The 25,029-nt window shown below is 59.1% G+C and carries 20 protein-coding genes and 1 tRNA gene; 12 read left to right on the top strand and 9 right to left on the bottom strand.

The window, feature by feature from the left end:
* Positions 1–26: 26 nt before the first annotated feature.
* From ppx to ACTG20_RS15255, 3 genes are all read right to left on the bottom strand, one after another.
* The gene (gene ppx, locus ACTG20_RS15265; protein ID WP_139444045.1) at positions 27–1,517 is read right to left on the bottom strand and encodes an exopolyphosphatase; all 1,491 of its coding nucleotides are present in this window, start codon (positions 1,515–1,517) and stop codon (positions 27–29) included.
* Positions 1,507–3,576 carry a polyphosphate kinase 1 gene (ppk1, locus tag ACTG20_RS15260; RefSeq protein ID WP_005350671.1) on the bottom strand — a complete coding sequence of 690 codons (2,070 nt, stop codon included), beginning with the start codon at positions 3,574–3,576 and terminating at the stop codon, positions 1,507–1,509. The genes ppx and ppk1 overlap by 11 nt, the downstream gene beginning before the upstream one ends.
* A 74-nt stretch (positions 3,577–3,650) precedes the next feature.
* Positions 3,651–4,166 (bottom strand): glycine cleavage system protein R, encoded by a 516-nt coding sequence (locus ACTG20_RS15255; protein ID WP_047437655.1) that lies wholly within the window; start codon positions 4,164–4,166, stop codon positions 3,651–3,653.
* Positions 4,167–4,362: 196 nt separating this feature from the next.
* Here ACTG20_RS15255 and ACTG20_RS15250 point away from each other — a divergent pair, with 196 nt between their 5' ends.
* The 5 genes from ACTG20_RS15250 (at position 4,363) to ACTG20_RS15230 (ending at position 10,315) form a co-directional block, all read left to right on the top strand.
* The gene (locus tag ACTG20_RS15250) at positions 4,363–5,241 is read left to right on the top strand and encodes a DUF2726 domain-containing protein (protein WP_194496723.1); all 879 of its coding nucleotides are present in this window, start codon (positions 4,363–4,365) and stop codon (positions 5,239–5,241) included.
* A gap of 268 nt (positions 5,242–5,509) precedes the next feature.
* A complete protein-coding gene (locus tag ACTG20_RS15245; RefSeq protein WP_194496722.1) occupies positions 5,510–6,931 on the top strand; it encodes a sigma-54 dependent transcriptional regulator in 1,422 nt (473 codons plus the stop codon).
* 106 nt (positions 6,932–7,037) lie between these two features.
* Positions 7,038–8,072, top strand: coding sequence for a sensor histidine kinase (locus tag ACTG20_RS15240; protein WP_005334126.1), 1,035 nt, complete (start codon positions 7,038–7,040; stop codon positions 8,070–8,072).
* Positions 8,069–9,412, top strand: a complete 1,344-nt coding sequence (locus tag ACTG20_RS15235; protein ID WP_194496721.1) for a sigma-54-dependent transcriptional regulator — start codon at positions 8,069–8,071, stop codon at positions 9,410–9,412. The genes ACTG20_RS15240 and ACTG20_RS15235 overlap by 4 nt, the downstream gene beginning before the upstream one ends.
* 141 nt (positions 9,413–9,553) lie before the next feature.
* Positions 9,554–10,315, top strand: a complete 762-nt coding sequence (locus ACTG20_RS15230) for a Nif3-like dinuclear metal center hexameric protein (protein WP_005350685.1) — start codon at positions 9,554–9,556, stop codon at positions 10,313–10,315.
* A gap of 109 nt (positions 10,316–10,424) precedes the next feature.
* On the opposite strand, the gene purN is transcribed toward ACTG20_RS15230, so the two are convergent.
* Both purN and purM read right to left on the bottom strand, forming a co-directional pair.
* Positions 10,425–11,063 (bottom strand): phosphoribosylglycinamide formyltransferase, encoded by a 639-nt coding sequence (purN, locus tag ACTG20_RS15225; protein ID WP_194496720.1) that lies wholly within the window; start codon positions 11,061–11,063, stop codon positions 10,425–10,427.
* Complete coding sequence (purM, locus tag ACTG20_RS15220; protein WP_042080181.1) at positions 11,060–12,097, bottom strand: phosphoribosylformylglycinamidine cyclo-ligase; 1,038 nt, start codon at positions 12,095–12,097, stop codon at positions 11,060–11,062. Before purM ends, purN begins: the two co-directional genes overlap by 4 nt.
* Before the next feature lie 177 nt (positions 12,098–12,274).
* On the opposite strand from purM, the gene upp reads away from it, so the two are divergent.
* The 3 genes from upp (at position 12,275) to hda (ending at position 14,875) form a co-directional block, all read left to right on the top strand.
* Entirely contained in the window at positions 12,275–12,901 is a 627-nt protein-coding gene (upp, locus tag ACTG20_RS15215; protein ID WP_005334115.1) for a uracil phosphoribosyltransferase, read from the top strand.
* Between the two features lie 150 nt (positions 12,902–13,051).
* Complete coding sequence (locus tag ACTG20_RS15210; RefSeq protein ID WP_194496719.1) at positions 13,052–14,071, top strand: DUF2066 domain-containing protein; 1,020 nt, start codon at positions 13,052–13,054, stop codon at positions 14,069–14,071.
* Between the two features lie 102 nt (positions 14,072–14,173).
* Positions 14,174–14,875, top strand: a complete 702-nt coding sequence (gene hda, locus ACTG20_RS15205; RefSeq protein WP_013723920.1) for a DnaA inactivator Hda — start codon at positions 14,174–14,176, stop codon at positions 14,873–14,875.
* 106 nt (positions 14,876–14,981) lie between these two features.
* On the opposite strand, the gene aceA is transcribed toward hda, so the two are convergent.
* From aceA to ACTG20_RS15185, 4 genes are all read right to left on the bottom strand, one after another.
* Positions 14,982–16,295, bottom strand: a complete 1,314-nt coding sequence (aceA, locus tag ACTG20_RS15200) for an isocitrate lyase (protein WP_005344572.1) — start codon at positions 16,293–16,295, stop codon at positions 14,982–14,984.
* A 73-nt stretch (positions 16,296–16,368) separates the two neighbouring features.
* The gene (gene aceB, locus ACTG20_RS15195; protein ID WP_194496718.1) at positions 16,369–17,976 is read right to left on the bottom strand and encodes a malate synthase A; all 1,608 of its coding nucleotides are present in this window, start codon (positions 17,974–17,976) and stop codon (positions 16,369–16,371) included.
* 688 nt (positions 17,977–18,664) lie between these two features.
* Entirely contained in the window at positions 18,665–18,805 is a 141-nt protein-coding gene (locus tag ACTG20_RS15190; RefSeq protein ID WP_005334106.1) for a hypothetical protein, read from the bottom strand.
* Between the two features lie 223 nt (positions 18,806–19,028).
* Positions 19,029–19,105 (bottom strand) — tRNA-Pro (locus ACTG20_RS15185).
* Positions 19,106–19,425: 320 nt separating this feature from the next.
* On the opposite strand from ACTG20_RS15185, the gene tadA reads away from it, so the two are divergent.
* The 4 genes from tadA to pstB all read left to right on the top strand — a co-directional run bounded on the left by tadA (position 19,426) and on the right by pstB (position 24,984).
* Positions 19,426–19,908 carry a tRNA adenosine(34) deaminase TadA gene (gene tadA, locus ACTG20_RS15180; RefSeq protein WP_234915373.1) on the top strand — a complete coding sequence of 161 codons (483 nt, stop codon included), beginning with the start codon at positions 19,426–19,428 and terminating at the stop codon, positions 19,906–19,908.
* 204 nt (positions 19,909–20,112) lie between these two features.
* Entirely contained in the window at positions 20,113–22,350 is a 2,238-nt protein-coding gene (locus ACTG20_RS15175; RefSeq protein ID WP_439987784.1) for an ABC transporter permease subunit, read from the top strand.
* Positions 22,351–22,382: 32 nt separating this feature from the next.
* A complete protein-coding gene (gene pstA / locus ACTG20_RS15170; RefSeq protein ID WP_439987782.1) occupies positions 22,383–24,032 on the top strand; it encodes a phosphate ABC transporter permease PstA in 1,650 nt (549 codons plus the stop codon).
* A 133-nt stretch (positions 24,033–24,165) separates the two neighbouring features.
* Entirely contained in the window at positions 24,166–24,984 is an 819-nt protein-coding gene (gene pstB, locus ACTG20_RS15165; RefSeq protein ID WP_005334102.1) for a phosphate ABC transporter ATP-binding protein PstB, read from the top strand.
* Positions 24,985–25,029 lie beyond the last annotated feature (45 nt).

The raw sequence follows: 25,029 nt of genomic DNA, 5'->3' as shown, positions 1-25,029 counted from the left end.
CTGCCTTTTTCATTTATCTTTCCGGTTTAGCCGAGCTGGAACAACAGTGGCCAGCCCTGCTCCTGGCAATAACGATGCTCCTTCTCCAGATTCTGCATCAGGAGACGGTTCTCCTCGCACCAGTCGATCGGCAGGGTCACGACCAGCTGATCGCCTTGCACTGCGACTTTCCACTCAGGCAGCAGGTTGTCCTGGCGCTTGTGGTGAGCGGCGACCGCGAGGCGCAGGATGCGGATGCAACGCAGCACCGTCTGCATGTCGTGGTTGGGCAGGGGCGGCAGCTCGGAGAGTTTTAGCCCCTTGCGCTGAAAGCGCACCAGCGCGGCCAGCAATGCCTGATCGTCTTGGTTGAAGCCAGGCAGGTCGGTGTGTTGCAGGATATAGGCGGAGTGGCGGTGAATGCCGCTGTAGTTGATGGCAAGGCCAATTTCGTGCAGCCGCGCCGCCCAGCCGAGAATGGCGCGATAGGGCTCTATCTCCATCTGCCAGGGCTCTTGCAGGGCATCAAACAGCGTCAGCACGCTCTGCTCCACCCGGGCTGCTTGTTTGCGATCCATCCGGTAGTGGGTGCCTAGCGCTTGTGCGGTGCGCTCACGGATATCGTGGTGCTGCAAGCGCTCCTCAAACTCATACAGCAATCCTTCGCGCAGAGCGCCATCGGAGTAGTCGAGCCGCTCGATGGGCAGCGAGGTAAACAGCCCGAGCAGGATGGCGACCGCAGCGGCAAACACCTCCTGACGCTCCTCGGTAAGCCCGACCAGTTTGAGGTTATCCACTCGCTTGCGCTCAATCATCAGCGCCTTGAGCCGCTCCAGCCCTTCCAGCGTAATGCTGCCGTCAGTCAGCCCTTCACCCTGCAGCACGTCGCGCACGGTACGAATGGAGCCTGAGCTGCCAAGGCAGCTCTGCCAGCCCAGCTTGCGGTACTGGTTGACGATGGGAGCGAGTTGGTGCTGCGCCTCCAGTACGGCATTGGTGAAGTGTTTGTCGCTCAGCTTGCCGCTGGCAAAGAAGCTCTGGGTAAAGCTGACGCAGCCCATCTTGCGACTGGTGAGGGCCTTGTGTTCAAACCCTTCACCGATGATGAGTTCGGTGCTGCCGCCGCCGATATCGATCACCAGTACCTGGCCCTCGATATGCTGGGTATGGGCAACCCCCTGATAGATGAGCCGTGCTTCTTCCTGCCCGCTGATGATCTCGATGGGGTGGTTGAGCACCTTGGCTGCTTCACTCACAAATTCGCGGGCGTTGCTGGCGCGGCGCAGGGTATAGGTACCGGCGATGCGGATCTGATCCGGCTTGATATTGGTGAGGCGCTCGGCAAACAGCGACAGGCAGGCGAGGCCGCGTTCCATCGCCTCCGGGCTCATTCGCTTTTGCTCATCCATCCCTTCCGCCAGACGCACTCGCTCCTTGATGCGATCGACGATGCGAAAACGCCCTTCGCTCAGATGGGCGATCACCATGTGAAAACTGTTGGAGCCGAGATCCACGGCGGCATAGAGACTATTGTCCATTGTTTGACTCGATACGTTTGAGATAGTCGTAAATCGCCACCTGAGAGCGGATCTTGCGGCGGTTGCCCCGCTTCACATATTCGTTCTGCTGGTCGGCATCAATGACCCGCGCCTTGCAGGTATCACTCAGTTGTAGCTCGAGAATGTCCATGATGCGCTGCTTGAGGCGCTCATCATAAATGGGGGTGCCCACCTCAATACGGCCGTCGATATTGCGGCTCATCCAGTCGGCGCTGGAGATATAGAGCTGGGGGTTGCCCTTGTTGTGGAACACCATCACCCGCGGGTGCTCGAGGAAGCGGTCGATGATGCTGATCACCTTGATGTTGTCACTGAGGCCCGGTACGCCCGGACGCAGGGCGCACATGCCACGGATGATCATCTGGATCGGCACCCCCGCCTGGCCGGCGGCATAGAGGCGGTTGATGAGATCCTTGTCCACCAGATTGTTGATCTTGAGGATGATACCGCTCGGCTGACCCGCCTTGGCGTTGGAGAGCTCGTTGTCGATGAGACGGTAGAGCTGACGGCGGCTGTTGATGGGGGAGACCAGCAGGTGGTTGAATTTGTAACGCTTATAGGGGTACTCGATGTATTCAAACACCCCTTCCACTTCGGCGGTGATATCCGGATTGCGGGTCAGCAGCGAGAAGTCGGTGTAGATCTTGGCGGTCTTCTCGTTGAAGTTGCCGGTACCGATATGGGCATAGCGCACCGCCTCGCCATTTTCGTGGCGGGTGATGAGGCAGAGCTTGGAGTGGATCTTGAGGCTCGGCACCCCGAACACCACCTTGACCCCGGCATCGGTGAGAATATTGGCCCAGTCGATGTTGGCCGCTTCGTCGAAACGGGCGCGCAGCTCGACCACCACGGTCACCTTCTTGCCGTTGTTGGCGGCATCAATGAGGGAGTGGATGATCCGCGACTTCTTGGCGACCCGGTAGATATTGATGCGAATGGCGCTCACCGCCGGATCGAACGCCGCCTGGCGCACCAACTCGGTGAAGTGGTGGAACTTGTGATACGGGTAGTAGAGCAGGATATCCTGCTTGGTAATCGCATCGAAGGCGTTGACGAAGCCGTCAAAATCGCGGCAATCGAGGGCCGGCAGCTTGGGGTTTTCCAGATAGTCACGGCCCACGTTGGGGAAGCCGATGAAATCCTTAAAGTTGTGATAGCGTCCGCCCGGCATGATGGCGTCGTAGGAGCTGATCTGCAGCTTGAGCTTGAGGAAGCTTATCATGGCAGCGGGCATCTCCCGCTCGTAGACGAAGCGCACTGGCATGGCGGTGAGGCGCTGCTTCAAGCCGTCACTCATCTTGTCCACCAGGCTCAAGTCCAGCTGGTCGGAGAGATCATATTCGGCATCCCGGGTCAGCTTCACCGCATAGGCGGCAATCTCGTCGTAGTCGAAGAAGCCTTTGAAAATCTCGTCGAGGCAGAAGCGGATGACGTTATCCAGAATGATGATCTGCTTCTTGCGGCGGGTCCCTTCCGGCGGCAGCTGGAAGAAGCGGGGCAGGTCGTCGGTCGGCACTTCCACCAGGGCGTACTGGATCACCTGACCGTTCTTCTTCATCTCGATGGCCAGATAGGTGTACTCATCCTTGAGGAATTTGACCGGATTGACCTCTTTGTTGAGCAGGATCGGGATGATGTGACGCAGCACCTTCTCCTTGAAGAAGACCCGCAGCCACTTCTGAATGGCATCGGAGAGCTGGTTCTCGTTGACCAGAAAGATGTTGTGGCGGGCCAGCGCAATCAACAGCTCTTTATAGGTATTGTCGAACGCTTCACCGAGCGCCATCACTTTTTGCTGGATGGCGCGCAGCAGCACTTTCGCTTCATCGTCGCCACCATGTACTTCATTGATGAGGATGCGGCGCTTGACGTCCGATACCCGTACCTTGAAGAACTCATCCTGGTTGGAGGAGAAGATCCCCAGAAAACGAACCCGCTCGATGAGGGGCACCGTCTTGTCCATTGCCTCTTGCAACACCCGTTCATTGAATGAGAGCCAGCTCAGCTCTTTCTCTTCATACTGCTTGTCGGTGCTCATCTTGTGCCTCTGTTTCAGGTCGCGTCTGCGCGGCAGTTATGGCGTTAATATATGACAAATAAATGACAGTATTGTTACTGCTCGCTGAACGCTTCGTCGATGTCGACCACCAGATCGTCGGAGAGGGATTCCAGCGCGGTGATCAGCGTATCCATCGCGAGCCCGTCGGGCAGAGCAACCAGCGCATGGGCATAGAAGAGCGGGGCGCCGGAGTGGGGAGCCGGTTCACAGCCGGTGGTAAGATCGGCCACGTTGATCTCGAGCTGGCGCAGGATGCTGGCTACTTCATGGACGATGCCGGGGCGGTCGTTGCCGGTCACCGTCATCATGACTTGATGGGCTGGCTCGGCGGTAGGTGTCCCTTCGGCAAAACTGATGGTGAGGCCGGGCAGCAGGGCCAGTGCTTCGCACAGGCTGCGATAGTGCTCATCGGGGACGGAAACATGGAGGATACCGGCAAACTGGCCCGCCAGTTCGCTCATGGCGCTGCCCAGCCAGTTGCCCTGCTCGCGGCTGATGACAGCTGCCAGACTCTCGACGATCCCGGGTTTGTCTGCACCGATCACGGTGACCACCAATTGCTTTTGCATCCTGCTCTCCTTGAAATGGGATTTCTTGCTCTATCCCTATTGTGCCTGCTGGGGCTGGTCATATGAACCCCCGCCTGCTGACAAATAGATAAAAAGACGGGACTTTTCACTTTCTATACACGGGTCTGCTGCCTTGCTCCGTGGCGGCTGTGGTAAAGTGATTCCCCTTTCGTGTCGTGAACTGGATCGTGCTCTCATGAATACCCTTGTCCTATCGGGATTGTTGTTGCTGGCGCTGCTTGTGCTGGCGATCTTCTGGAGCAGAGGCAGACAGCAAAAGCGCCTGCCCTATGATGTGCAGGAGACCCTGTTCAGTCCCGCCGAGCGATCCTTCCTCGGGGTGCTGGATCTGGCGGTGGGTGACAAGGCCCGGGTCTTTGCCAAGGTGCGGGTGGCCGATGTGCTGACGCCGCAGGCCGGGATCGGCAAAAGCAAATGGCAGCAGTACTTCAACAAGATCAGCGCCAAGCATTTCGACTATCTGCTTTGCCACCCCGCGGATCTCTCCTTTATCTGCGCCATCGAACTCGATGACAGCTCCCATCGTCACCAGAAGCGCAAGGCGCGGGATCTCTTTCTGAAAACCGCCTGCGACAGCGCCGGTCTGCCGTTGCTGCAGATCCCGGCAAGTGCCAGCTATCTGGTGGAAGAGCTGCGCGAACAGATCCTGCCGCTGCTGGTCAAAACCAGCGAACCGGTGATCGACGATCTGCCGCACGGGGCGCGCCGCGAGCCGACTTTCAACCCTCTGTTGCTGGACGGCGTGGATGTTGGTGCCGGGATGCGTGGCCGCACTCCCCATGCCGAGGCGATCTCGCCCGCGCCATTTCACGAGCCCGTCATCCAGTCCAAGGGGGGGGGTGAGGCGCCACAGAGTGAGGGTGAGCTGGTCGATAGCCTGTTCGCCGATGTAGAGGATGATGAAGAGCACGAGGTACGCCACTGCCCTCGTTGTGATGCGCCGCTGGTGGAGCGGGAGGCGAAAAAAGGCCCCCACGCCGGTCGACTCTTTCTGGCTTGCAGCCGTTTTCCCGAGTGTCGTTACGCGGCGCCGCACCATCATAACCGCCACTGAATGCGCTTCACCGTGTCCCATGCTGCCCTCTGACGAGGGCAGTTTTCTTTCCGCTATTGGCGGCGTTTGTTAACGGCGCCAATGCAGAAAATTCCTCGGTAAAATTTATCTAATCTCTCGTTTCTGTCGATACACTTAGCCTGAATACGACAATTTTTGACAATGTGTCGGAATTTTGGCACTTTGTGTGCCAGCAAAAAGACAGTTGGTAGCTGTTTTATCATCAAATAAAACAATAAGTTAGTTCAGGACATCGCGAGGAATGGATATGGTGGAGATGGGCGTGTTGATTGTTGATGCCGATGCGCAGCGGCGCCAACAGTTGGGAACCGTGCTCTCGTTTATGGGGATCCCGTGGCAGGAGGTGGCACAAAGCGATCTGGATGTAGCCATCGAATCCTCCGGTCCGCTGCAAGGGGTGCTGGTGGGTGAGCTGACCGACCGTCCCTTGTCAGAGCTGCTGGCTGCCTTCCCCCGTACCCCCTTCCTCTCGCTGGTTGAGGCCGATCTGCCCAACAGCAACTTTATCGGGGTCGCGCTCTCGCCCTTTACCTATGAATCCCTTACTCGTCATCTGCACTTCTGTCAGGCCTTTGTATCCTTGCATCCCCGTCAGCAGACCCATGACAAGGGGCAGGCCCTGCTGCGTTTGCTGGTGGGCAAAGGGAAGGGGATCCAGGAGGTACGCCGCCTTATCAGCCAGGTGGCCGAGACCGATGCCAACGTGCTGATCCTCGGCGAGTCCGGCACCGGTAAAGAGGTGGTGGCGCGCGCTATCCATGAACTCTCTTCCCGAAGTCAAGGCCCCTTCGTGCCCATCAACTGCGGCGCCATTCCGGCCGAATTGCTGGAGAGCGAACTGTTTGGCCACGAGAAGGGAGCCTTTACCGGTGCCATCGCGGCTCGTCGCGGTCGCTTCGAGCTGGCGCAGGGGGGCACCCTGTTTCTCGACGAGATCGGCGACATGCCGATGCCGATGCAGGTCAAACTGCTGCGGGTATTGCAGGAGCGGTTGTTCGACCGGGTCGGTGGCGGCAAGCCCATTCAGGCCGATGTGCGCATCATAGCGGCGACCCACCGGGATCTGGAGGCGATGATCCGCACTCAGGGTTTTCGTGAAGATCTCTACTACCGCCTCAACGTCTTCCCCATTGAGACGCCGCCGCTGCGGGAGCGCATCGACGACATACCGCTGCTGCTGCAGGAGCTGCTCAACCGCCATGCCGAGCAGCACCACGGCTTTATCCGGTTGACCCAGCGGGCGCTGGAGTCGCTGATGCAGTACCCCTGGCCCGGCAACGTGCGCGAGCTATCCAACCTGCTGGAGCGGCTGCTGATCCTCTACCCGCACCAGATCGTCGATGTGGCCGATCTACCGAGCCGTTATCGCCTGCTGCCGAGCGAGCCGCGGGATGAGCGGCTGACCGAGATGGATGAACGGGATGCGCTGGCGGCGGTGTTCCAGGATCCGCCCGAGCTGGATCACGCCCTCGCCTCGGCCCGCACCATGCAGCTGCCGGAGGAGGGGGTCAACCTCAAAGAGATGCTGGCCGACCTCGAAGTGGAGCTGATCCGTCAGGCGCTGGAGTCTCAGGACGGGGTGGTGGCCCGCGCCGCCGATCTGCTCGGCATGCGGCGTACCACTTTGGTGGAGAAGATGAAAAAGTACGGGATGAGCAAGGACGTCTGAGGGTCAAAGCCTTGACGCCAATGCGCAATTAATTGTTTTAATTGAGATAATTTAGTGGCATGGAAATTGAATAACCTGACCCAATAGCCAGTTTGAGGTCAGGTTTATGACAATCCAGCAGCAGGACATGCCACTCCAGTCCCACGAAGTGAGCCAGCTCTATGCCATCTTCAAGGCGCTCCCCACCGGGGTGTTGCTGCTTGACGGGGCAGGGGTGGTCACCCGCGCGAACCCGGCGGCCATCTCCCTGCTGGGGGAGCCGCTGGAAGGGGAGCTCTGGCGTCACATCATTGCCCGCTGCTTCGAGCCGCGCGAGGATGATGGTCACGAGATCTCCCTGCGCGACGGGCGCCGGGTCCAGCTCTCGACCCAACCGCTGCCGGATCAGCCCGGCCAGCTGGTTTTTATCAATGACCTGACCGAAACCCGTAAACTGCAAGACCGCATCAACCACATGAAACGGCTGTCGGCGCTGGGCAATATGGCGGCCTCGCTCGCCCACCAGATCCGCACGCCGCTCTCCGCTGCCATGCTCTATGCCGCCAATCTGGCCAACCGCACCCTCAAGCCGGAATCTCGCACTCAGTTTCAGCAAAAGCTGATGGCCCGTTTGCAGGATCTGGAGAAGCAGATCAACGACATCCTGCTGTTCGCCCGCAATGGCGACAATCAGGTGGTCACCCCCATCTCGGTACAAGGGCTGCTGGCCGAAGTGCAGGCTGGTGCCGAGGCCTTCTGTCAGCAACAGGGCTGCGAGCTGCACATGGAGGCGCCAGAGCCCGATCTCTGTCTGCTGGCCAACAGCAGTGCGCTGGCGGGTGCCATCAACAACCTGATTGCCAATGCCCAGCAGGCAGGGGCCACGTCACTCTTGGTCAGCGCGGTGCGCAGCGGTGCCCGGGTGGAGATGCGGGTCATCGATAATGGCAAGGGGATCCCTTCCCATCAGCTCGGTCAGGTATTCGAACCCTTCTTTACCACTCGCTCCCAGGGCACAGGTCTCGGGCTGGCGGTGGTGCAATCTGTAGTGCGTGCCCATCAGGGGGAGGTCGGTGTGGCCTCGGTTCCCGGTGAAGGCACCTGCTTTACTCTGTCGTTCCCCCTGCACCAGCAACCGGTGCAGCTTGGAGGTGTAGCATGACACAGGCCAGGATCCTGGTAGTTGAAGATGACAATGGCCTGCGCGAAGCGCTGGTGGATACCTTGTTGCTCGGCGGTTATGAGTGCCGTGAAGCGGACAGCGGCGAGCGGGCTCTGCTGGCCCTCTCCCGTCAGCCGTTTGACATGGTGATCTCCGATATCCAGATGGGGGGAATGGACGGCCTCACCCTGTTGGCCACCATCCGCCAGCAATATCCGCAGATACCTGTGCTGCTGATGACCGCCTACGCCAACATCGATGGCGCTGTGCGCGCCATGCGCGAAGGGGCCATCGACTATCTGGCCAAGCCGTTTTCGCCGGAGGTGCTGCTCAATCAGGTCAGCCGCTATGTGCCCGCCCAGAAGGTGGAGAAGCGCGCCGTGGTCTACGGGGATCCCAAAACCGCCGAGCTGTTCCAGCTGGCGACCCGGGTGGCCAGAAGCGAAGCGACCGTGATGGTGACCGGCCCGAGCGGGACGGGGAAAGAGGTGCTGGCCCGTTACATTCACGATAACTCCAACCGCGCCGAGCAGCCTTTCGTCGCCATCAACTGCGCCGCCATTCCGGAAAACATGCTGGAGGCTACCCTGTTTGGCTACGAGAAGGGCGCCTTCACCGGTGCGGTACAGGGGTGCCCCGGCAAGTTCGAGCAGGCGCAGGGGGGCACTTTGTTGCTCGACGAGATCACCGAGATGGATCAGGGGCTGCAAGCCAAGTTGCTGCGGGTGTTGCAGGAGAAAGAGGTGGAGCGGCTCGGCAGTCGCAAGATGATCCCGCTGGATGTGCGGGTCATCGCTACCAGCAACCGGGATTTGAAAAAAGCGGTGCAGGATGGCCTGTTCCGCGAAGATCTCTACTATCGCCTCAACGTCTTTCCGCTGCGCTGGTCTGCCCTGTGCGAGCGGCCCGGCGACATTCTGCCGCTGGCGGAGCACCTGCTGGCGCTTCATGCCAGTCAGCAGGGGTTACCGACACCACAGTTGACGGATGCCTCGCGGGATCGGCTGCTGGCCCACCCTTGGCCCGGCAATGTGCGGGAGCTGGACAACGTGGTACAGCGCGCCCTGATCCTCAGCCCGGACGGGGTCATTGATTGTGACCACCTCATTCTGGAGGAGCTGGACGAGCAGGAGATGGAGTTTGTCAGCGTGGAGCGCAGCTATGGCGGCGATCGCCTCGGCAGCGAGCTCAAGCAGCAGGAGCACCAGATCATCCTCGACACCCTGCAAGATTGTAACGGCAGCCGCAAGGCGGTGGCCGACCGACTCGGCATCAGCCCGCGCACTCTGCGCTACAAACTGGCCCAGATGCGGGAGGCGGGGATCGACCTGCCAGCCTGAGGCCGGGAGGGAAACCGCACTGTGTGGGGGCTGTCATGGTCTTGACGGCCCGGCTCGATTATCATGGGGCCCTTGGCGCTTTGAGCCTAGGCCCTGTTTTTATTGGTAAAGCAGGGGACCGAGCCTTAATAAGGGACCCCTATGATCTCTCATCGAAAACTCGAAACCGTACTGAACCATCTGCTCGAACCGCACGCCATCAAGGATTACTGCCCCAACGGTTTGCAAGTGGAGGGGCGCGAACGTATTCGCAAGGTAGTGACCGGTGTCACCGCCAGTCAGGCGCTCATCGACGCGGCGGTGGCTGCCGAGGCCGATGCCATTCTGGTCCATCATGGCTACTTCTGGAGCGGTGAACCGGCCCAGATCACCGGCATGAAGCAGCGTCGGCTCAAGACCCTGCTGACCCACGATATCAACTTGTTTGCCTACCATTTACCGCTGGATGTCCATCCCGAGGTGGGTAACAACGCCCAGCTCGCCAAGCTGCTCGACATCAAGGTGCGTCGTGGTCTGGAGCCGTGGAACAGCAAGAGCGTCGCCATGGTGGGCAAGCTGGAAGAGCCGATGAGCGGCCGCGATTTTGCCAAGCTGATTGCCGAGCGCCTTGGCCGTGAACCACTCTATTGTGGCGATACCGGCCCCGAGCTTATCCGTTCCGTGGCCTGGTGCACCGGCGGCGGTCAGAGCTACATCAATCTGGCGGCGGAGCAGGGCATCGATGCCTTTATCTCCGGTGAAGCCTCCGAGCAGACCATTCACACCGCTCGCGAGATGGGGATGCACTTCTACGCCGCTGGCCATCACGCCACAGAGCGTTACGGCGTCAAGGCGCTGGGGGAGTGGCTGGCGACTGTGCACGGGCTGGATGTGACCTTTATCGATATCGACAATCCGGTGTAGGGTCGCTTGGCCGAGTAATCCGACCTAACCGCTGCCATCGTGCGGTAGGTAGAAATGACAAGGGAGGCCTAAGCCTCCCTTGTTGTATCTGACATGCAGTTGTTAGCTGTTACTCGCAGGCGTAACCCGCGGGGCCCAGCAGGGCGCCATCCAGTTGCACGGCGCCATCTATCATCTGCAGCCTGCCTTCGCAGAACCAGCGCACCACCAGCGGGTAGATGCTGTGCTCCTGCGCCTGTACCCGTGCCGCTACCTCCTCCGCCGTGTCCCCTTCAAAGATGGGCACGCGGGCCTGCAGGATCACCGGGCCGCCATCCAGTTCTTCGGTGACGAAGTGGACGCTGGCGCCGTGTTCACTGTCACCGGCATCGATAGCGCGCTGGTGGGTGTGCAGGCCCTGATACTTGGGCAGCAGGGAGGGGTGGATATTGATCATCCTGCCGGCGAAATGGCGCACCAGATCGCCGCTCAATATCCGCATAAACCCGGCCAGCACCACCAGATCCGGCTGATAGTCTGCCATCAGCGCCAGGAGGGCGGCGTCATACTCCTCCCGGCTGGCAAACTGCTGCTGGGCCAGAATAGAGGTCGCCACGCCTGCTTCTTTAGCGCGAACCAGACCATAGGCATCGGCCTTGTTGCTGATAACGCCGACCACTTCACCGGCAATCTTGCCGCTGGCGCAGTGGTCGAGGATCGCCTGCAGGTTGCTGCCGCTGCCAGAGATTAGGACGAGGATCCGCATCATTTGATGACGACCTGCTCCTCACCGTCTGCTGCCTTGGCGATATGACCGATGTGCCATGCGTTCTCGCCTTCCGCCTTGAGCAGGGTCAGCGCCTTCTCCAGCTGGTTGGCGGGCAGGGCGATGATCATGCCGACACCGCAGTTGAAGGTGCGATACATCTCGTGACGGGTGACGTTGCCAGCCTGCTGCAGCCAGCTGAACACCGCCGGCCACTGCCAGCTCTGCTCGTCGATCACCGCTTGAGTATTGGCAGGCAATACGCGGGGGATGTTCTCCCAGAAGCCGCCACCTGTGATGTGGGAGAGGGCGTGGATCTCGCACTCCTTGATGAGTTTGAGCACAGGTTTCACATAGATGCGGGTCGGCTCCAGCAAGGCATCTGCGAGGGTGCGGTCACCCAGCGGCTGATGCACGTCGGCTTTGGAGACTTCCAGAATTTTACGGATCAGGGAGAAGCCGTTGGAGTGAGGGCCGCTGGCGGCCAGGGCGATCAGGGCATCCCCTTCACCGACCTTGCTGCCGTCGATGATTTCGCTCTTCTCCACCACACCGACGCAGAAACCGGCGATGTCGTAGTCTTCCCCTTCATACATACCCGGCATCTCGGCGGTCTCGCCGCCCACCAGGGCACAACCTGATTGCTCGCAACCGGCACCGATCCCGGTGACTACCGCGGCCGCGGTGTCCACGTCCAGCTTGCCGGTCGCATAGTAGTCGAGGAAGAACAGCGGCTCGGCGCCCTGTACGATCAGGTCATTGACGCACATGGCCACCAGATCGATGCCCACGGTGTCGTGCTTCTTCAGGTCGATGGCCAGCCGCAGCTTGGTGCCCACACCATCGGTACCGGAGACCAGTACCGGCTCCTTGTAGCCCGCAGGGATTTGACACAAGGCCCCAAAGCCGCCAAGACCACCAAGGACTTCAGGACGACGAGTGCGCTTTGACACGCCCTTGATACGTTCAACCAGTGCATTGCCGGCATCGATATCTACGCCAGCATCCTTGTAGCTCAGTGAGGTTTTGTCAGTCACGAGTATTCCCCGTCATGTAAAGAAGTGGAGGGTAAAATTCGGGGCGTATTCTAACAGTGGCGGTGAAAAACCAGAAAGGAAATCGTTTGCGCGTTTTTGCGCGGAAATGCTCTACAAGCGGTGGCTTTTGTTGTATGATTCCGCGATTTTTTTTGCGGCAGGTTAGAGGAGATAATAATGAAAGTCGTTGAAGTCAAACACCCCCTGGTCAAACACAAGATCGGTCTGATGCGTGAAGGCGATATCAGCACCAAGCGTTTCCGTGAACTGGCCAAAGAAGTGGGCAGTTTGTTGACCTATGAAGCGACCTCTGACTTCGAAACCGAGAAGGTTATCATCGATGGCTGGAATGGGCCAGTAGAAGTTGACCAGATCAAAGGCAAGAAGGTAACCGTCGTACCCATCCTGCGTGCTGGCCTTGGCATGATGGATGGTGTGCTGGAGCACATGCCGAGCGCCCGCGTCAGCGTGGTCGGTATCTACCGCGATGAAGAGACCCTGCAACCGGTTCCCTATTTCGAGAAGATCGTCAGCAACATCGAAGAGCGTCTGGCGCTGGTCATCGATCCGATGCTGGCCACCGGTGGTTCCATGATCGCTACCATCGATCTGCTGAAGAAGAAAGGCTGCCAATCCATCAAGGTGCTGGTACTGGTTGCCGCGCCGGAAGGGATCAAGGCGCTGGAAGCCGCTCACCCTGACGTAGAGCTCTACTGTGCTTCTGTCGATCAGGGGCTGAACGAGAAAGGCTACATCGTGCCGGGTCTGGGCGATGCAGGCGACAAGATCTTCGGTACCAAATAAGTTTATGCCTTGACCTGCTTCCCATGTGGAAGGGGTGATCGGAGCCGGCGCATCGCCGGCTCTGCTGTTTGTGGCCGCTTGTGCCAGCCTTGCCGCAGGACGCGCCTTGCCGCTACCATAAGCACACTCTCCCATTTCGAGACTCTGTTCATGTTCAAACGTGTTGTGACCGCCCTCTGCTGCGGCTTGTCATTCATGGCCTCGGCCGCTCAGGTGACCGACCTCTATCAGGGCAAGGCCCCGACCAGTGGTGACATGGTGGCCGCTCAGGGGCAGGCACTGGGTCAGGTGCTGATCAAGGTGACCGGCAAGCGCGACATCCTCACCCAGCCGGTGGTGGTCAAGGCGCTGGCGGCCCCGGGCGACTATGTCAAAAGCTATGGTTATCAGGATCAGGACTCCGTCAAGTATCTGAAAGCCGAGTTCAAGAGTGACAAGGTCAACAGCCTGGTTTCCGAGAGCCAGTTTGCCCTGCTTGGCCCGGCTCGTCCCCAAATGGCCATCTGGCTGGTGGTGGATCAGGGTGAGCGTCGCCTGCTGGCGGATCAATCCAGCGATGGTTGGGCGCAAGCCTTGCGCGAGCAGGCCCAGACGCTGGGGCTACCCATCAGCATTCCGCTGATGGATCTCGATGACAACATGGCGGTCAGTGCCACCGACGTCTGGGGACGCTTTGCCGACCCGATTTTGCAGGCAAGCCAGCGCTATGGCGCCGAGATGGTGGTGTTGGGCAAGCTGACACCGGAAGGTGACAAGTGGAGCATCGAATGGGGACTCTACGGCCCCAAAGCGGCCGGTGAAGTGACCGAGCTGACCCGTGGCAATAGCACCGGCACTCAGGCCGAAGTGGCGCAAGGGTTTGCCGATACCTTGGCGGCCTGGCTAGTGAAAAACTACGGTGCCCGCATTTCTGGTCCGGCAACCAGCCAGACCCTGGTGGTAGATGGCCTCTCCGAAGTGGACAGCATGATCGCCGTGCAGAAGATGCTGCAGGGGATGGCCAACGTCAGCAAGGTGGCGATCGGCAAGCTGGAGGGGGACCAGGTCACCTTCCACTTTACCCTGCAAGGGGAGCAGGCCGAATTGGTGCGGGCGCTGCAACTTGAGAGTCGTTTGCGCAAGGTTGACGATAATGGCAGCGGTTTGCGTTACCAATGGTCGCAGCCCTGATTTTATAAGGCTTTTGTAGACCGCCCGGCTTGTCCGGGCGGTTCTCTATCTGCCTTTGCGATGATACACTTAGCCACAAATGTCACAGTCAAAGCCCAACGAGTGAAGCAACCGGCCCAACTGTCTTTAGCCGTACAACTACCGGATGATGAAACCTTCGTCAGTTTTTATCCCGGCAACAATGCTCATCTGATCACCGCCCTCAAAAACGCGGCCATCGGTCAGGGATCACCTTTCCTCTATTTCTGGGGAGCCAAGGGATCCGGACGCTCTCACCTGCTCCACGCCACCTGTGCCGAGGTCAACGCCCGCGATGCAGCTGCGGCCTATCTCTCCCTCGATCAGTTTGAACAGCTTGATCCCAGCATGCTCGATGCCCTCGAAAGCCTGCCGCTGGTCTGTCTCGACAGTCTCGAGGCGATCGCCGGCAATGCCGTGTGGGAGCGGGCGCTGTTCGATTTCTACAACCGCTGGCAGGAGAAGGGCGAGGGGACGCTGGTGGTCACCGGCTGCAGCGCACCGCGCAAACTGGGACTGCAACTGCCGGATCTCGCTTCGCGCCTCGACTGGGGTGTCAGTTTCCATCTCGAAGAGCTGGATGATGAAGGCAAGCTCAGTGCCCTGCAGTTGCGTGCCGAGCTGCGGGGCTTCAAATTGCCCATCGATGTGGGCCGCTTCCTGCTCAACCGACTTTCTCGCGATATGCGCACCCTGCTTACCACCCTCAATCAGCTCGACAACGCCTCATTTCGCGCCAAGCGCAAGCTGACCATCCCCTTTGTCAAAGAGATCCTCGAGCTCTGATCCTCTCTGCGGTGTGCGGTTGTGGCCTGACTTTCGTTTGAATGGTAGATAAAAAGAAACCCCGGCATCAGGCCGGGGTTTTGCTATCTCAAGGGGGCTCTGTCTATCAGTGGAACTGATCTTCTTCGGTAGAGCCGGTCAGTGCGGTCACCGAGGATTGGCCACCCTGAATGACTGTGGTCACCTTGTCGAAGTAACCGGTGCCGACCTCCTGCTGGTGGGCCACGAAGGTGTAGCCACGGCTGGCGGCGGCAAATTCCGGCTCCTGCACCATCTCGACGTAGTGCTTCATCCCTTCGCCACGGGCGTACTGGTAGGCCAGCTCGTACATGTGGAACCACATGTTGTGGATACCCGCGAGGGTGATGAACTGGTACTTGTAGCCCATGTCAGAGAGCTCCTGCTGGAAGCGGGCGATGGTGGCATCGTCCAGATTTTTCTTCCAGTTGAAGCTCGGGGAGCAGTTGTAGGCCAGGATGCGATCCGGGAACTTGGCCTTGATCGCTTCGGCAAATTTACGTGCTTCGTCCAGATCCGGCTTGGCGGTTTCACACCACACCATGTCGGCGTAGGGGGCGTAAGCCAGACCGCGAGCGATGGCCTGATCGATACCGGCACGTACCTTGTAGAACCCTTCGGCAGTGCGCTCGCCAGTCAGGAAGTCTGCATCGTACGGGTCAGCGTCGGTGGTCAACAGGTCAGCGGCGTTGGCGTCGGTACGGGCGATCACCAGGGTGGTGGTGCCGCACACATCGGCTGCCAGACGGGCAGCAACCAGCTTCTGCACAGCTTCCTGAGTCGGTACCAGCACCTTGCCGCCCATATGACCGCACTTCTTGACAGAAGCGAGCTGATCCTCGAAGTGCACGCCGGCGGCGCCCGCTTCAATCATCCCCTTCATCAATTCGAAGGCGTTCAGCACGCCGCCGAAACCGGCTTCCGCATCCGCCACGATGGGCAGGAAGTAGTCGATAAAGCCCTCATCCTGCGGTCCTACCTTGTTAGCCCACTGGATCTGGTCGGCACGGGCAAAGGAGTTGTTGATGCGCTCCACCACGGACGGTACGGAGTTGGCCGGGTAGAGGGACTGATCCGGATACATGGTGGAGGACAAGTTGTTGTCCGCCGCCACCTGCCAGCCGGAGAGGTAGATCGCCTCGATCCCTGCCTTGGCCTGCTGCACCGCCTGACCGCCGGTCAGGGCGCCGAGGCAGTTGACATAGCCTTTCTTGGCGTCGCCGTGGATCAGACCCCACAGCTTGTCGGCACCACGCTGGGCCAGGGTGTGCACCGGCTGCAAGCTGCCGCGCAGGTTTACCACATCTTCGGCGCTGTAGCCGCGCTTGATCCCTTTCCAGCGGGGGTTTTCCGCCCAGTCTTTCTCGATAGCCTGGATCTGTTGCTCACGGGTCAGTGCCATATCAGTTCCCTCTTTCATTGATTTCACGTTTCCATTGACTTGTTATTGGCGAGCCCCGCTGGGGGCCCGTGATTCAGAGCCGCTCGTAACCGGGCAGCGTCAGAAAATCGATCAGGGTGTCGGCGCAGGTGATCTCTTCCATCAGCTCGCTCGCCTCGGCAAAGCGTCCTGCCTGCCAGCGTGCGGCGCCCACCTCGGCTTTGACCACCTCCAGCTCCTCGGCCAGCATCTGGCGGAACAGCTCTTTGGTCACTACCTTGCCATTAGACAGGCTCTTGCCGTGGCGGATCCACTGCCAGATGGAGGTACGGGAGATCTCGGCGGTGGCGGCATCTTCCATCAGACCGTAGATGGGCACGCAGCCGTTGCCGTTGATCCAGGCCTCCAGATATTGCAGGGCAACCCGGATATTGGTGCGCATCCCTGCCTCGGTGCGCTCGCCCTCACAGGGTGCCAGCAGGTCGGCGGCGGTGATGGGGGCATCCTGCTCGCGCAGCACGCCGATCTGGTTCTTGGCACTAGCCGCAATGGTGGCGTTGAACACCGCCATGGCGGTGTCGGCAAGGCCGGGGTGGGCGACCCAGGTACCGTCGTGGCCGTTGTTGGCTTCGCGCTCCTTGTCGGCCTTGACCTTGGCGAAGACCTGCTCGTTGACGGCCGCGTCCTTGGCCGGAATAAAGGCGGCCATGCCACCCATCGCCAGCGCACCGCGCTTGTGGCAGGTCTTGATCAGCAGCCGCGAGTAGGCTGAAAGGAACGGCTTGTCCATGGTCACCACCTGACGGTCGGGCAGTACCCGATCCGGGTGGTTCTTCAAGGTCTTGATATAGCTGAAGATGTAGTCCCAGCGGCCGCAGTTGAGGGCGACGATGTGATCCTTCATCTGGTAGAGCAGCTCATCCATCTCGAATACGGCTGGCAGGGTTTCAATCAGCACGGTGGCCTTGATGGTGCCGCGGGGCAGGCCGAACTTGTCCTCGGTCCAGGCAAATACCTCGCTCCACCAGCGCCCTTCCAGATGGCTCTGCAACTTGGGCACGTAGAAGTAGGGGCCCGAGCCTTTGGCCAGCAGCGCCTGATAGTTGTGCAGGAAGTAGAGAGCAAAATCGAACAGGCCGCCGGGGATGGGCTCGCCATCGAAGGTGACATGTTTTTCCGGCAGGTGCAGACCGCGCACCCGGCAAATGAGGACGGCCGGATTGGGGTTAAGGGTGTAGGCCTTTCCTTCCGGACTGGTGTAAGAAATGCTCTCGTTGACCGCATCGCGCAGGTTGATTTGACCCTCGATCACTTTATTCCAAGCGGGGGCCAGTGAGTCCTCGAAGTCCGCCATAAACACCTTGACGTTGGCGTTGAGGGCGTTGATCACCATCTTGCGCTCGACCGGGCCGGTGATCTCCACACGGCGGTCTTGCAGGTCGGCGGGAATGCCGCGAATGGTCCAGTCACCTTCACGGATGTGGGCGGTTTCCGGCAGGAAGTCCGGCAGCTCGCCGCCATCGATACGGGCCTGACGTGCCACACGTTGTTTCAGCAATTCCCCTCTTTGGGGAGCAAAACGTTCCACCAGTTCGGAGACCAGAGCCACCGCGTCCGGCGTCAGAATTTGCGCGTATTCGGGTTGCATCTCGCCCTGGATGCGAAGGCGGGCGCTGCAGTGGGTCTGAGCCGGTGCCGACATAAGGTTCACTCCTTTGAGAATTACATTTTGAACTTACTAACTACGACTAAAGTCGAATCCCTGTTCCTGAAACGTTCCCGCAACAACGGGATAACACGATTGATAAGGTGCGAAATATTGTTGAGTACGTCAACAGTTTTTTTTAAACACTTGTTTTTTGGATATGGTTAAGTTGATGTTTTTTATTACTTTATTGGGTTGGTATAAAAGCTCTACGCAGATGGTTATGCTCCTGCTTTTTCCCATCGGACAACGGCTAATTTGGGCCGTTACCCTGCCCCTCATTTTGTAACTTATTACGTAATAAAATTACAAATGCAAAAACAAATCCCGACCTAACTCCAGGCTTTGCCAAAACAGCCGTATAAAGCGCGTTTGAATGTGGCAATGAATGTTTTGCTAATGCTAGACCTGATTGGTGAACGTGCGTTTTAAACTTGGTGTGGTGATGCAGGCTCTCTTGGCACCAGCGGTTGCAGCGATGGAAAGTGAAGCGCAATAACGTAGGTTTGTATCAGTTGTCGGGGGGAATGCCGGAGAGGGAAGGGGGAGACACATCAGTCAATAATACTGCCATCCTTGATAGAATTAGCAGTTTGTCGTTTTTTGCAGATTTCTCGCCAAGGACCTGAAACGGAGAGCGTTGAACAGGCGATGTGCCGGTGATTGAGCAGCCATCTGGCCGTGCTCAATAGTCATCATCCGGTTCGGCCAGATCGATCACATCCAGCTGGATGACCTGTTCATTTTCGCTTTCGGTGTGGCAAGGGGTGTCGTGAGGAACGGAATAAAGCGTAATGGCGGGTGCGAAATCGGTGTTCTGGTTCATGCCTGGTCCTGTGTTGCACGCAAGCCGGACAGTGATCCCTTCACTCGTGTTTCCACCTCCCTGTGTTGTCTACCGGCGGAAAGTTGCGCATCTTAATGAGTTCGGAAAAAAGATTCAAGTGGTTCTGAGTGTTTTTTGTTCTTGATGGGCTGGCATCGTCAGGAGGATAAATCGGAGGCAAAAAAATAGCCCAGTCGTTTGACTGGGCTATTCTCGGGGAAAATGGTCGGTGTGAGAGGATTCGAACCTCCGACCCTCTACACCCCATGCAGATGCGCTACCTGGCTGCGCTACACACCGACGGAGTCAGACTCGGCTGACGGGGAGGAAGTCTAATAGCATGACCAAACGGGTGCAACTCCTTTTTTATCATAGAGATGCCGATTGCTTCTTTATTGCTCAGTCGGGATGCGGCTTGGGTCTGACGTGCAGATTTGGCATAATCGCCGCCCTGTCACCGCGAGCTATCATGCCTGCTATCTATGGAATCATCTGACAGGTATGGATAGCTGGAATGCAAACTTGAACAATATAATAAAGAGGGGATGGGCGTGAAACCATCAGAGGTCCCAGAAATACCGAGTCAGGCACAGAGTCAGATCGAGCTGGACGAACAGTGGATGCGCCATGCCATGGCATTGGCCGCTCGGGCCGAAGGGATTGGCGAGATCCCGGTCGGTGCCGTACTGGTGCTGGATGGTCAGGTGGTGGGAGAGGGGTGGAACCGCTCCATCAGCGAACACGATGCCTGTGCCCATGCCGAGGTGATGGCGATCCGTGCGGCGGGCCAGCAGCTGGCGAACTACCGGCTGCTCGACACCACTCTTTATGTGACGCTGGAGCCCTGCTGTATGTGTGCCGGTGCGCTGATCCATAGCCGGGTCAAGCGGGTGGTCTATGGCGCCCGAGATCTCAAGACCGGTGCCGCGGGGTCGGTGTTCGAGATCTTGCAGGACTCGCGCCACAATCATAGAGTCGAGCTGACCGGCGGTGTGCTGGCCGATGCCTGCTCGGCCCAGTTGTCGGCCTTCTTCAAGCGCCGCCGCGCCGAGAAAAAGGCAGCCAAACTGGCGCTGCAACAATCAAACGATACCCTTTCCTGAATCATTCGGGGGCAGCGCAGGCTGCCCTTGCTGATCACCAGCATAAATATCCCTTTATAAACAATATATTGCGCTCGCCCGCCTTCGAAGGGATCCCCGCCCACTTTTCCGTTAACAACCTCTGTTAAAGCGCTCTCGATGTAACAAAACTGTCATGCAACCGCCATATAATGCCGCGAAGCCTAGCTTACATTGAGGTCTTGCATGTCATCGGAATCGTTAAACCTGGTCATGGCGGGCAGTAGAAAACGCCGGATCAAGGATAAATTGGCCAAATATGGCGTCACCACAGGCGGAGCCCTGGTACTGGTGGCGCTGCTGCTTATCTTCTTTTATCTGCTCTATGTGGTGAAACCCATCTTCAATGGCGCCTCCATGGAGCCGACCGCCTCGTTTACCCTGCCTGCCGCAGGGAAGACCGCCTGGCTCGGCGTGGAAGAGCAGAACGAGATCGGCTATCGCTTCAGCGATAAAGGGCAGGTCAACTTCTTTGCGGTGCAGGGAGATGACAAGATCAAGGTCGGCCAGTCACTGGGTCAGGCCCAGGTTGCTGGTGACATCACCACGGTAGCGACCCCTGCTCCTGGTCAGCGGCTGATCGCCTACGGCTTTGCTGATGGTAAGGCGCAGGTCGTCCAGCCAGCGTTCAAGGTCTCCTATCCCAACGATGTTCGGGTGATTGAGCCCAGCCTGCAATATCCCTTCGGCGAAGAGCCGCTGGTGATCGACCCGCAAGGGAAGGCGCTGCAACTGATGGTGTTCGAAGCCACCAAGGACAAGATGGCGACCGCCGCCGTGACCGAAGATGGTCGTGGCGTGATGACGGTGATGAGCGGTGAGGAGAACTTCATCTCCGGGGAGATTGAGTGGAGCAGTGAAAACTACACGATTCCCTCCCTGCCGCGCCATGTGGATCAGATGTTGCTGACCCCTAATCTGCGGATCCTGTTCGTGCGCGAGGGTAATCGCCTCTCCGTCTATGACATTCATAACCTGAGCGAGATCTCCCTGCGCAACGTGCTGGAGATCAATGCCCCCAACGCCAATGTGACCCGGGTTCAGCTGCTCTCCGGCGCTTCTTCACTGCTGGTGGGTAATGACAACGGCGTGATTTCCCAGTGGTTCGAAGTGGCGAAGGATGGCAAACGCCAGTTCACCCAAATTCGTGACTTCAAGGGTGATGGTGCGGTAGATCTGTTGACTCCCGAGCACTTTCGCAAAGGCTTCATCAGTGCCGACAAGGATGGCATCATCAGCTTCTTCCACGCCACCGGCGAGACCAAGCTGCTGACCGAGACGGTGGAAGGGGGCGAACTCTCTGCCCTGGCCATCTCCCCCCGTCACAACCTGTTGCTGATGCAGCAAGGGAACAGCTTCAAGCTCTTCTCGGTGGAGAACGAACACCCCGAAGTGACCTGGTCTGCCCTCTGGCAACAGGTGTGGTATGAAGGGTATCCGGAGCCCCAGTATGTGTGGCAATCCACCTCCGCCAGCAACGACTTTGAAGCCAAGCTGAGTTTGGTGCCGCTGGTATTCGGTACGCTGAAAGCCTCTTTCTACGCCATGGTGTTTGCTGTGCCGCTCGGCGTGGCTGGTGCCATCTATACCGCCTACTTCATGTCGGCGGGGCTGCGCAAATACGTCAAGCCGACGGTCGAGATCATGGCGGCGCTGCCGACCGTTATCCTGGGCTTCCTGGCGGGTCTGTGGCTGGCGCCCATCATCGAGGGGGCGTTGCCCGGGGTGATCCTGCTGCTTATATTGCTGCCGATGGGGATGCTGCTGACTGCACTGCTCTGGAACTATCTGCCGGAGCGCGGCAAGTCCTTGCTGCCGGAGGGGTGGCACGCCATCCTGCTGATCCCGGTGCTGCTGCTGATTGGCTGGGGTGCCTTCGCCCTGAGCCCGCTCATCGAGAATGCCTTTATGCACGGCGATTCGCGTATCTGGCTGACTCACGAAATGGGCATCAAGTTTGACCAGCGCAACTCGCTGGTGGTCGGTATCGCCATGGGCTTTGCGGTCATCCCCACCATCTTCTCCATCGCTGAAGATGCGGTCTTCTCGGTGCCCAAGCACCTGACCCAAGGCTCGCTGGCGCTGGGGGCCACCCCGTGGCAGACCCTGAGCCGGGTGGTGATCCTCACCGCCAGCCCGGGCATCTTCTCTGCGGTGATGATGGGCCTTGGCCGCGCCGTGGGCGAGACCATGATCGTGCTGATGGCTACCGGCAACACCCCCATCATGGACTTCTCAATGTTCCAGGGGCTGCGCACCCTCGCCGCCAACATCGCGGTGGAGATGCCGGAATCGGAAGTGGGCAGCTCCCACTATCGGGTACTGTTCCTCGCGGCCTTCGTCCTGTTTGTGTTCACCTTTTTGTTCAACACCCTGGCCGAGTTTGTCCGTCAGCGGTTGCGTGAAAAATACAGCTCGATGTAAGGGGCGACTCTGTAATGGACAAGGAATCGACAATGGGTAAGTGGTTTAAATCAGGGGCCCCCTGGATCTGGATGACCGGCGGTGCCGTCAGCCTGAGTCTGGTGGCGGTACTGGGTCTGCTGCTGCTGATCGGCTGGCGTGGTCTGGTCTACTTCTGGCCCCACCCCATCTATGAGTGGCAGTTGGAAGACGCCAGCGGCAACAAGAGCGTACTGATCGGCGAGATCAACGATCGCGAGCAGGTACCGGTGGAGCGACTGCGCGCTGCAGGTCTGCCACTGGAAGGGGAAGAGCGCGAGCTGCTGACCCGCTATCTGGTCAAGACCGGCAACCGCGAGTTCGTTGACCTCGATTTTCGCTGGGTGCTGGAGACGGACATCAAGTCCCAGAGCCAGCCAGCCGAGCTGGCCATGGTTGAGCGTGCCACCAACGGCAACTTCTATGGCTATATCGTCGGGGTGAAAGAGGATGGTCGCGAGCTCACCTCTGATCTGCATCCTGCCCTGCAGCGGGTGCTGGCGCGAGCCAATGCCCTTTCAGAACAGGCCAACGATCTGCAAAAAGGGGACATCGGCAGCATCAACTATCAACTGGAGCGGCTGCGCCTGAAAGAGCGCAAGGCCGAGCTGGATGACAAGCTGACCGATCAGCTCAAAGCCGAGCTGGCCAGCGAGCGTCAGGCCCTCAACGATCGCTATCAGGTGCTGGAAAAAGAGCTCTTCTCCCTGCGCAGTCAGGCCGATCGCGATGCCCTCACCGTCAAGGATATGCGTGGCGAGCTGGTGACCATGCCGATGTCCAAGGTACTGGATGTGGTATGGCCCAACGACATGAGCCTGCTGGCCAAGGTGGGTCACTGGTTCCACCAGATCGGCAAGTTCGTCTCTGACGATCCCCGTGAAGCCAACACCGAGGGCGGGGTGTTCCCGGCCATCTTCGGTACTGTGTTCATGGTGTTCCTGATGGCGATCATCGTGACCCCGCTGGGGGTGGTTGCGGCAGTCTACCTGCACGAATATGCGGGCAAGAACAGCCTGACCAAGATCATCCGCATCGCGGTGATCAATCTGGCGGGCGTGCCCTCCATCGTCTACGGCGTGTTTGGTCTGGGCTTCTTCGTCTACACGCTCGGTGGTTCGCTGGATCAGCTGTTTTACCCGGAAGCGCTGCCGAGCCCCACCTTTGGTTCACCCGGCGTGATCTGGTCGGCGCTGACCCTGGCCATCCTGACCCTGCCGGTGGTGATTGTCTCCACCGAAGAGGGGCTGGCGCGGATCCCGAGCACCATCCGTCAGGGCTCGTTGGCACTGGGCGCCACCCAGGCTGAGACCCTGTGGCGCATCGTGCTGCCGATGGCGAGCCCGGCCATCATGACCGGCCTTATTCTGGCGATTGCCCGTGCGGCCGGTGAAGTGGCGCCGCTGATGCTGGTGGGGGTGGTGAAACTGGCACCGACCCTGCCAATGGATGGCAACTTCCCGTATCTGCATGTGGAGCGCAAGTTCATGCACCTGGGCTTCCACATCTATGACGTCGGCTTCCAGAGCCCCAACGTCGAGGCGGCCCGCCCGCTGGTCTACGCCACCTCCTTCCTGCTGGTGACGGTGATCGTGGGTCTGAACCTGACCGCTATCGGCATTCGTAACCACTTGCGCGAGAAATTCCGGTCGCTGGAGCATTAATCCGGCGCCGCTTGAGTGATACAAGAGTGAGATAACAGAGGGGCGGCCGAGCGCGAGCCGCCATCTCTCTGCACCAATACGTGAGGGGCGCCGGCAGCAGTCCGGCCACTCCAGATTGATTTTGAGGTAACAGATGATCAACGTAACGACCACGTCTACCCAGCACACCGCGCTGGACCTGCTCAACCTGACCCCGGAGCAGACCGCGCTGGAGGTGAAGGATCTCAACCTGTACTACGGCAGCAAGCAGGCGCTGTTCAACGTCAACATGAAGATCCCCAAAGGGCAGGTGACTGCCTTTATCGGCCCGTCAGGCTGTGGTAAATCGACCCTGCTGCGGTGCATCAACCGGATGAACGATCTGGTGGAGATCTGCCGCATCGAGGGGGAAATTCAGCTGCACGGCCACAACATCTATGACAAGAGCGTCGATGTTTCTGCCCTGCGCCGTCAGGTGGGCATGGTGTTCCAGCGCCCGAACCCGTTTCCCAAGTCCATCTACGAGAACGTGGTCTATGGTCTGCGCCTGCAGGGGATCAATGATCGCCGTACCCTGGATGAGGCCGCCGAGCGCTCTCTGCGCGGTGCGGCCCTGTGGGACGAGGTGAAGGATCGTCTGCATGACAACGCCTTCGGTCTCTCCGGTGGTCAGCAGCAGCGTCTGGTGATTGCCCGTGCCATCGCCATCGAGCCGGAAGTGTTGCTGCTCGATGAACCGACCTCGGCGCTCGACCCCATCTCCACCCTGACCATCGAGGAGCTGATCAACGAGCTCAAGAGCCAGTTCACCGTGGTGATCGTGACCCACAACATGCAACAGGCTGCGCGTGTATCGGATCAGACCGCCTTCATGTATATGGGCGAGCTTATCGAGTACTCGGATACCAACACCATTTTCACCACCCCGGCCAAGAAAAAGACCGAAGATTACATTACCGGTCGTTACGGCTAAGGAGAGGAGAGGATGAATCTCAGCAAACAGATTGGCAGTCGGTTC

The organism is Aeromonas sp. 84A, assembly GCF_051919345.1.
GTDB classification, from domain to species: Bacteria; Pseudomonadota; Gammaproteobacteria; order Enterobacterales; family Aeromonadaceae; genus Aeromonas; species Aeromonas veronii.
The sequence above is the reverse complement of the archived record's forward strand: the minus strand, read 5'-3'. Positions and strand labels throughout refer to the sequence as shown.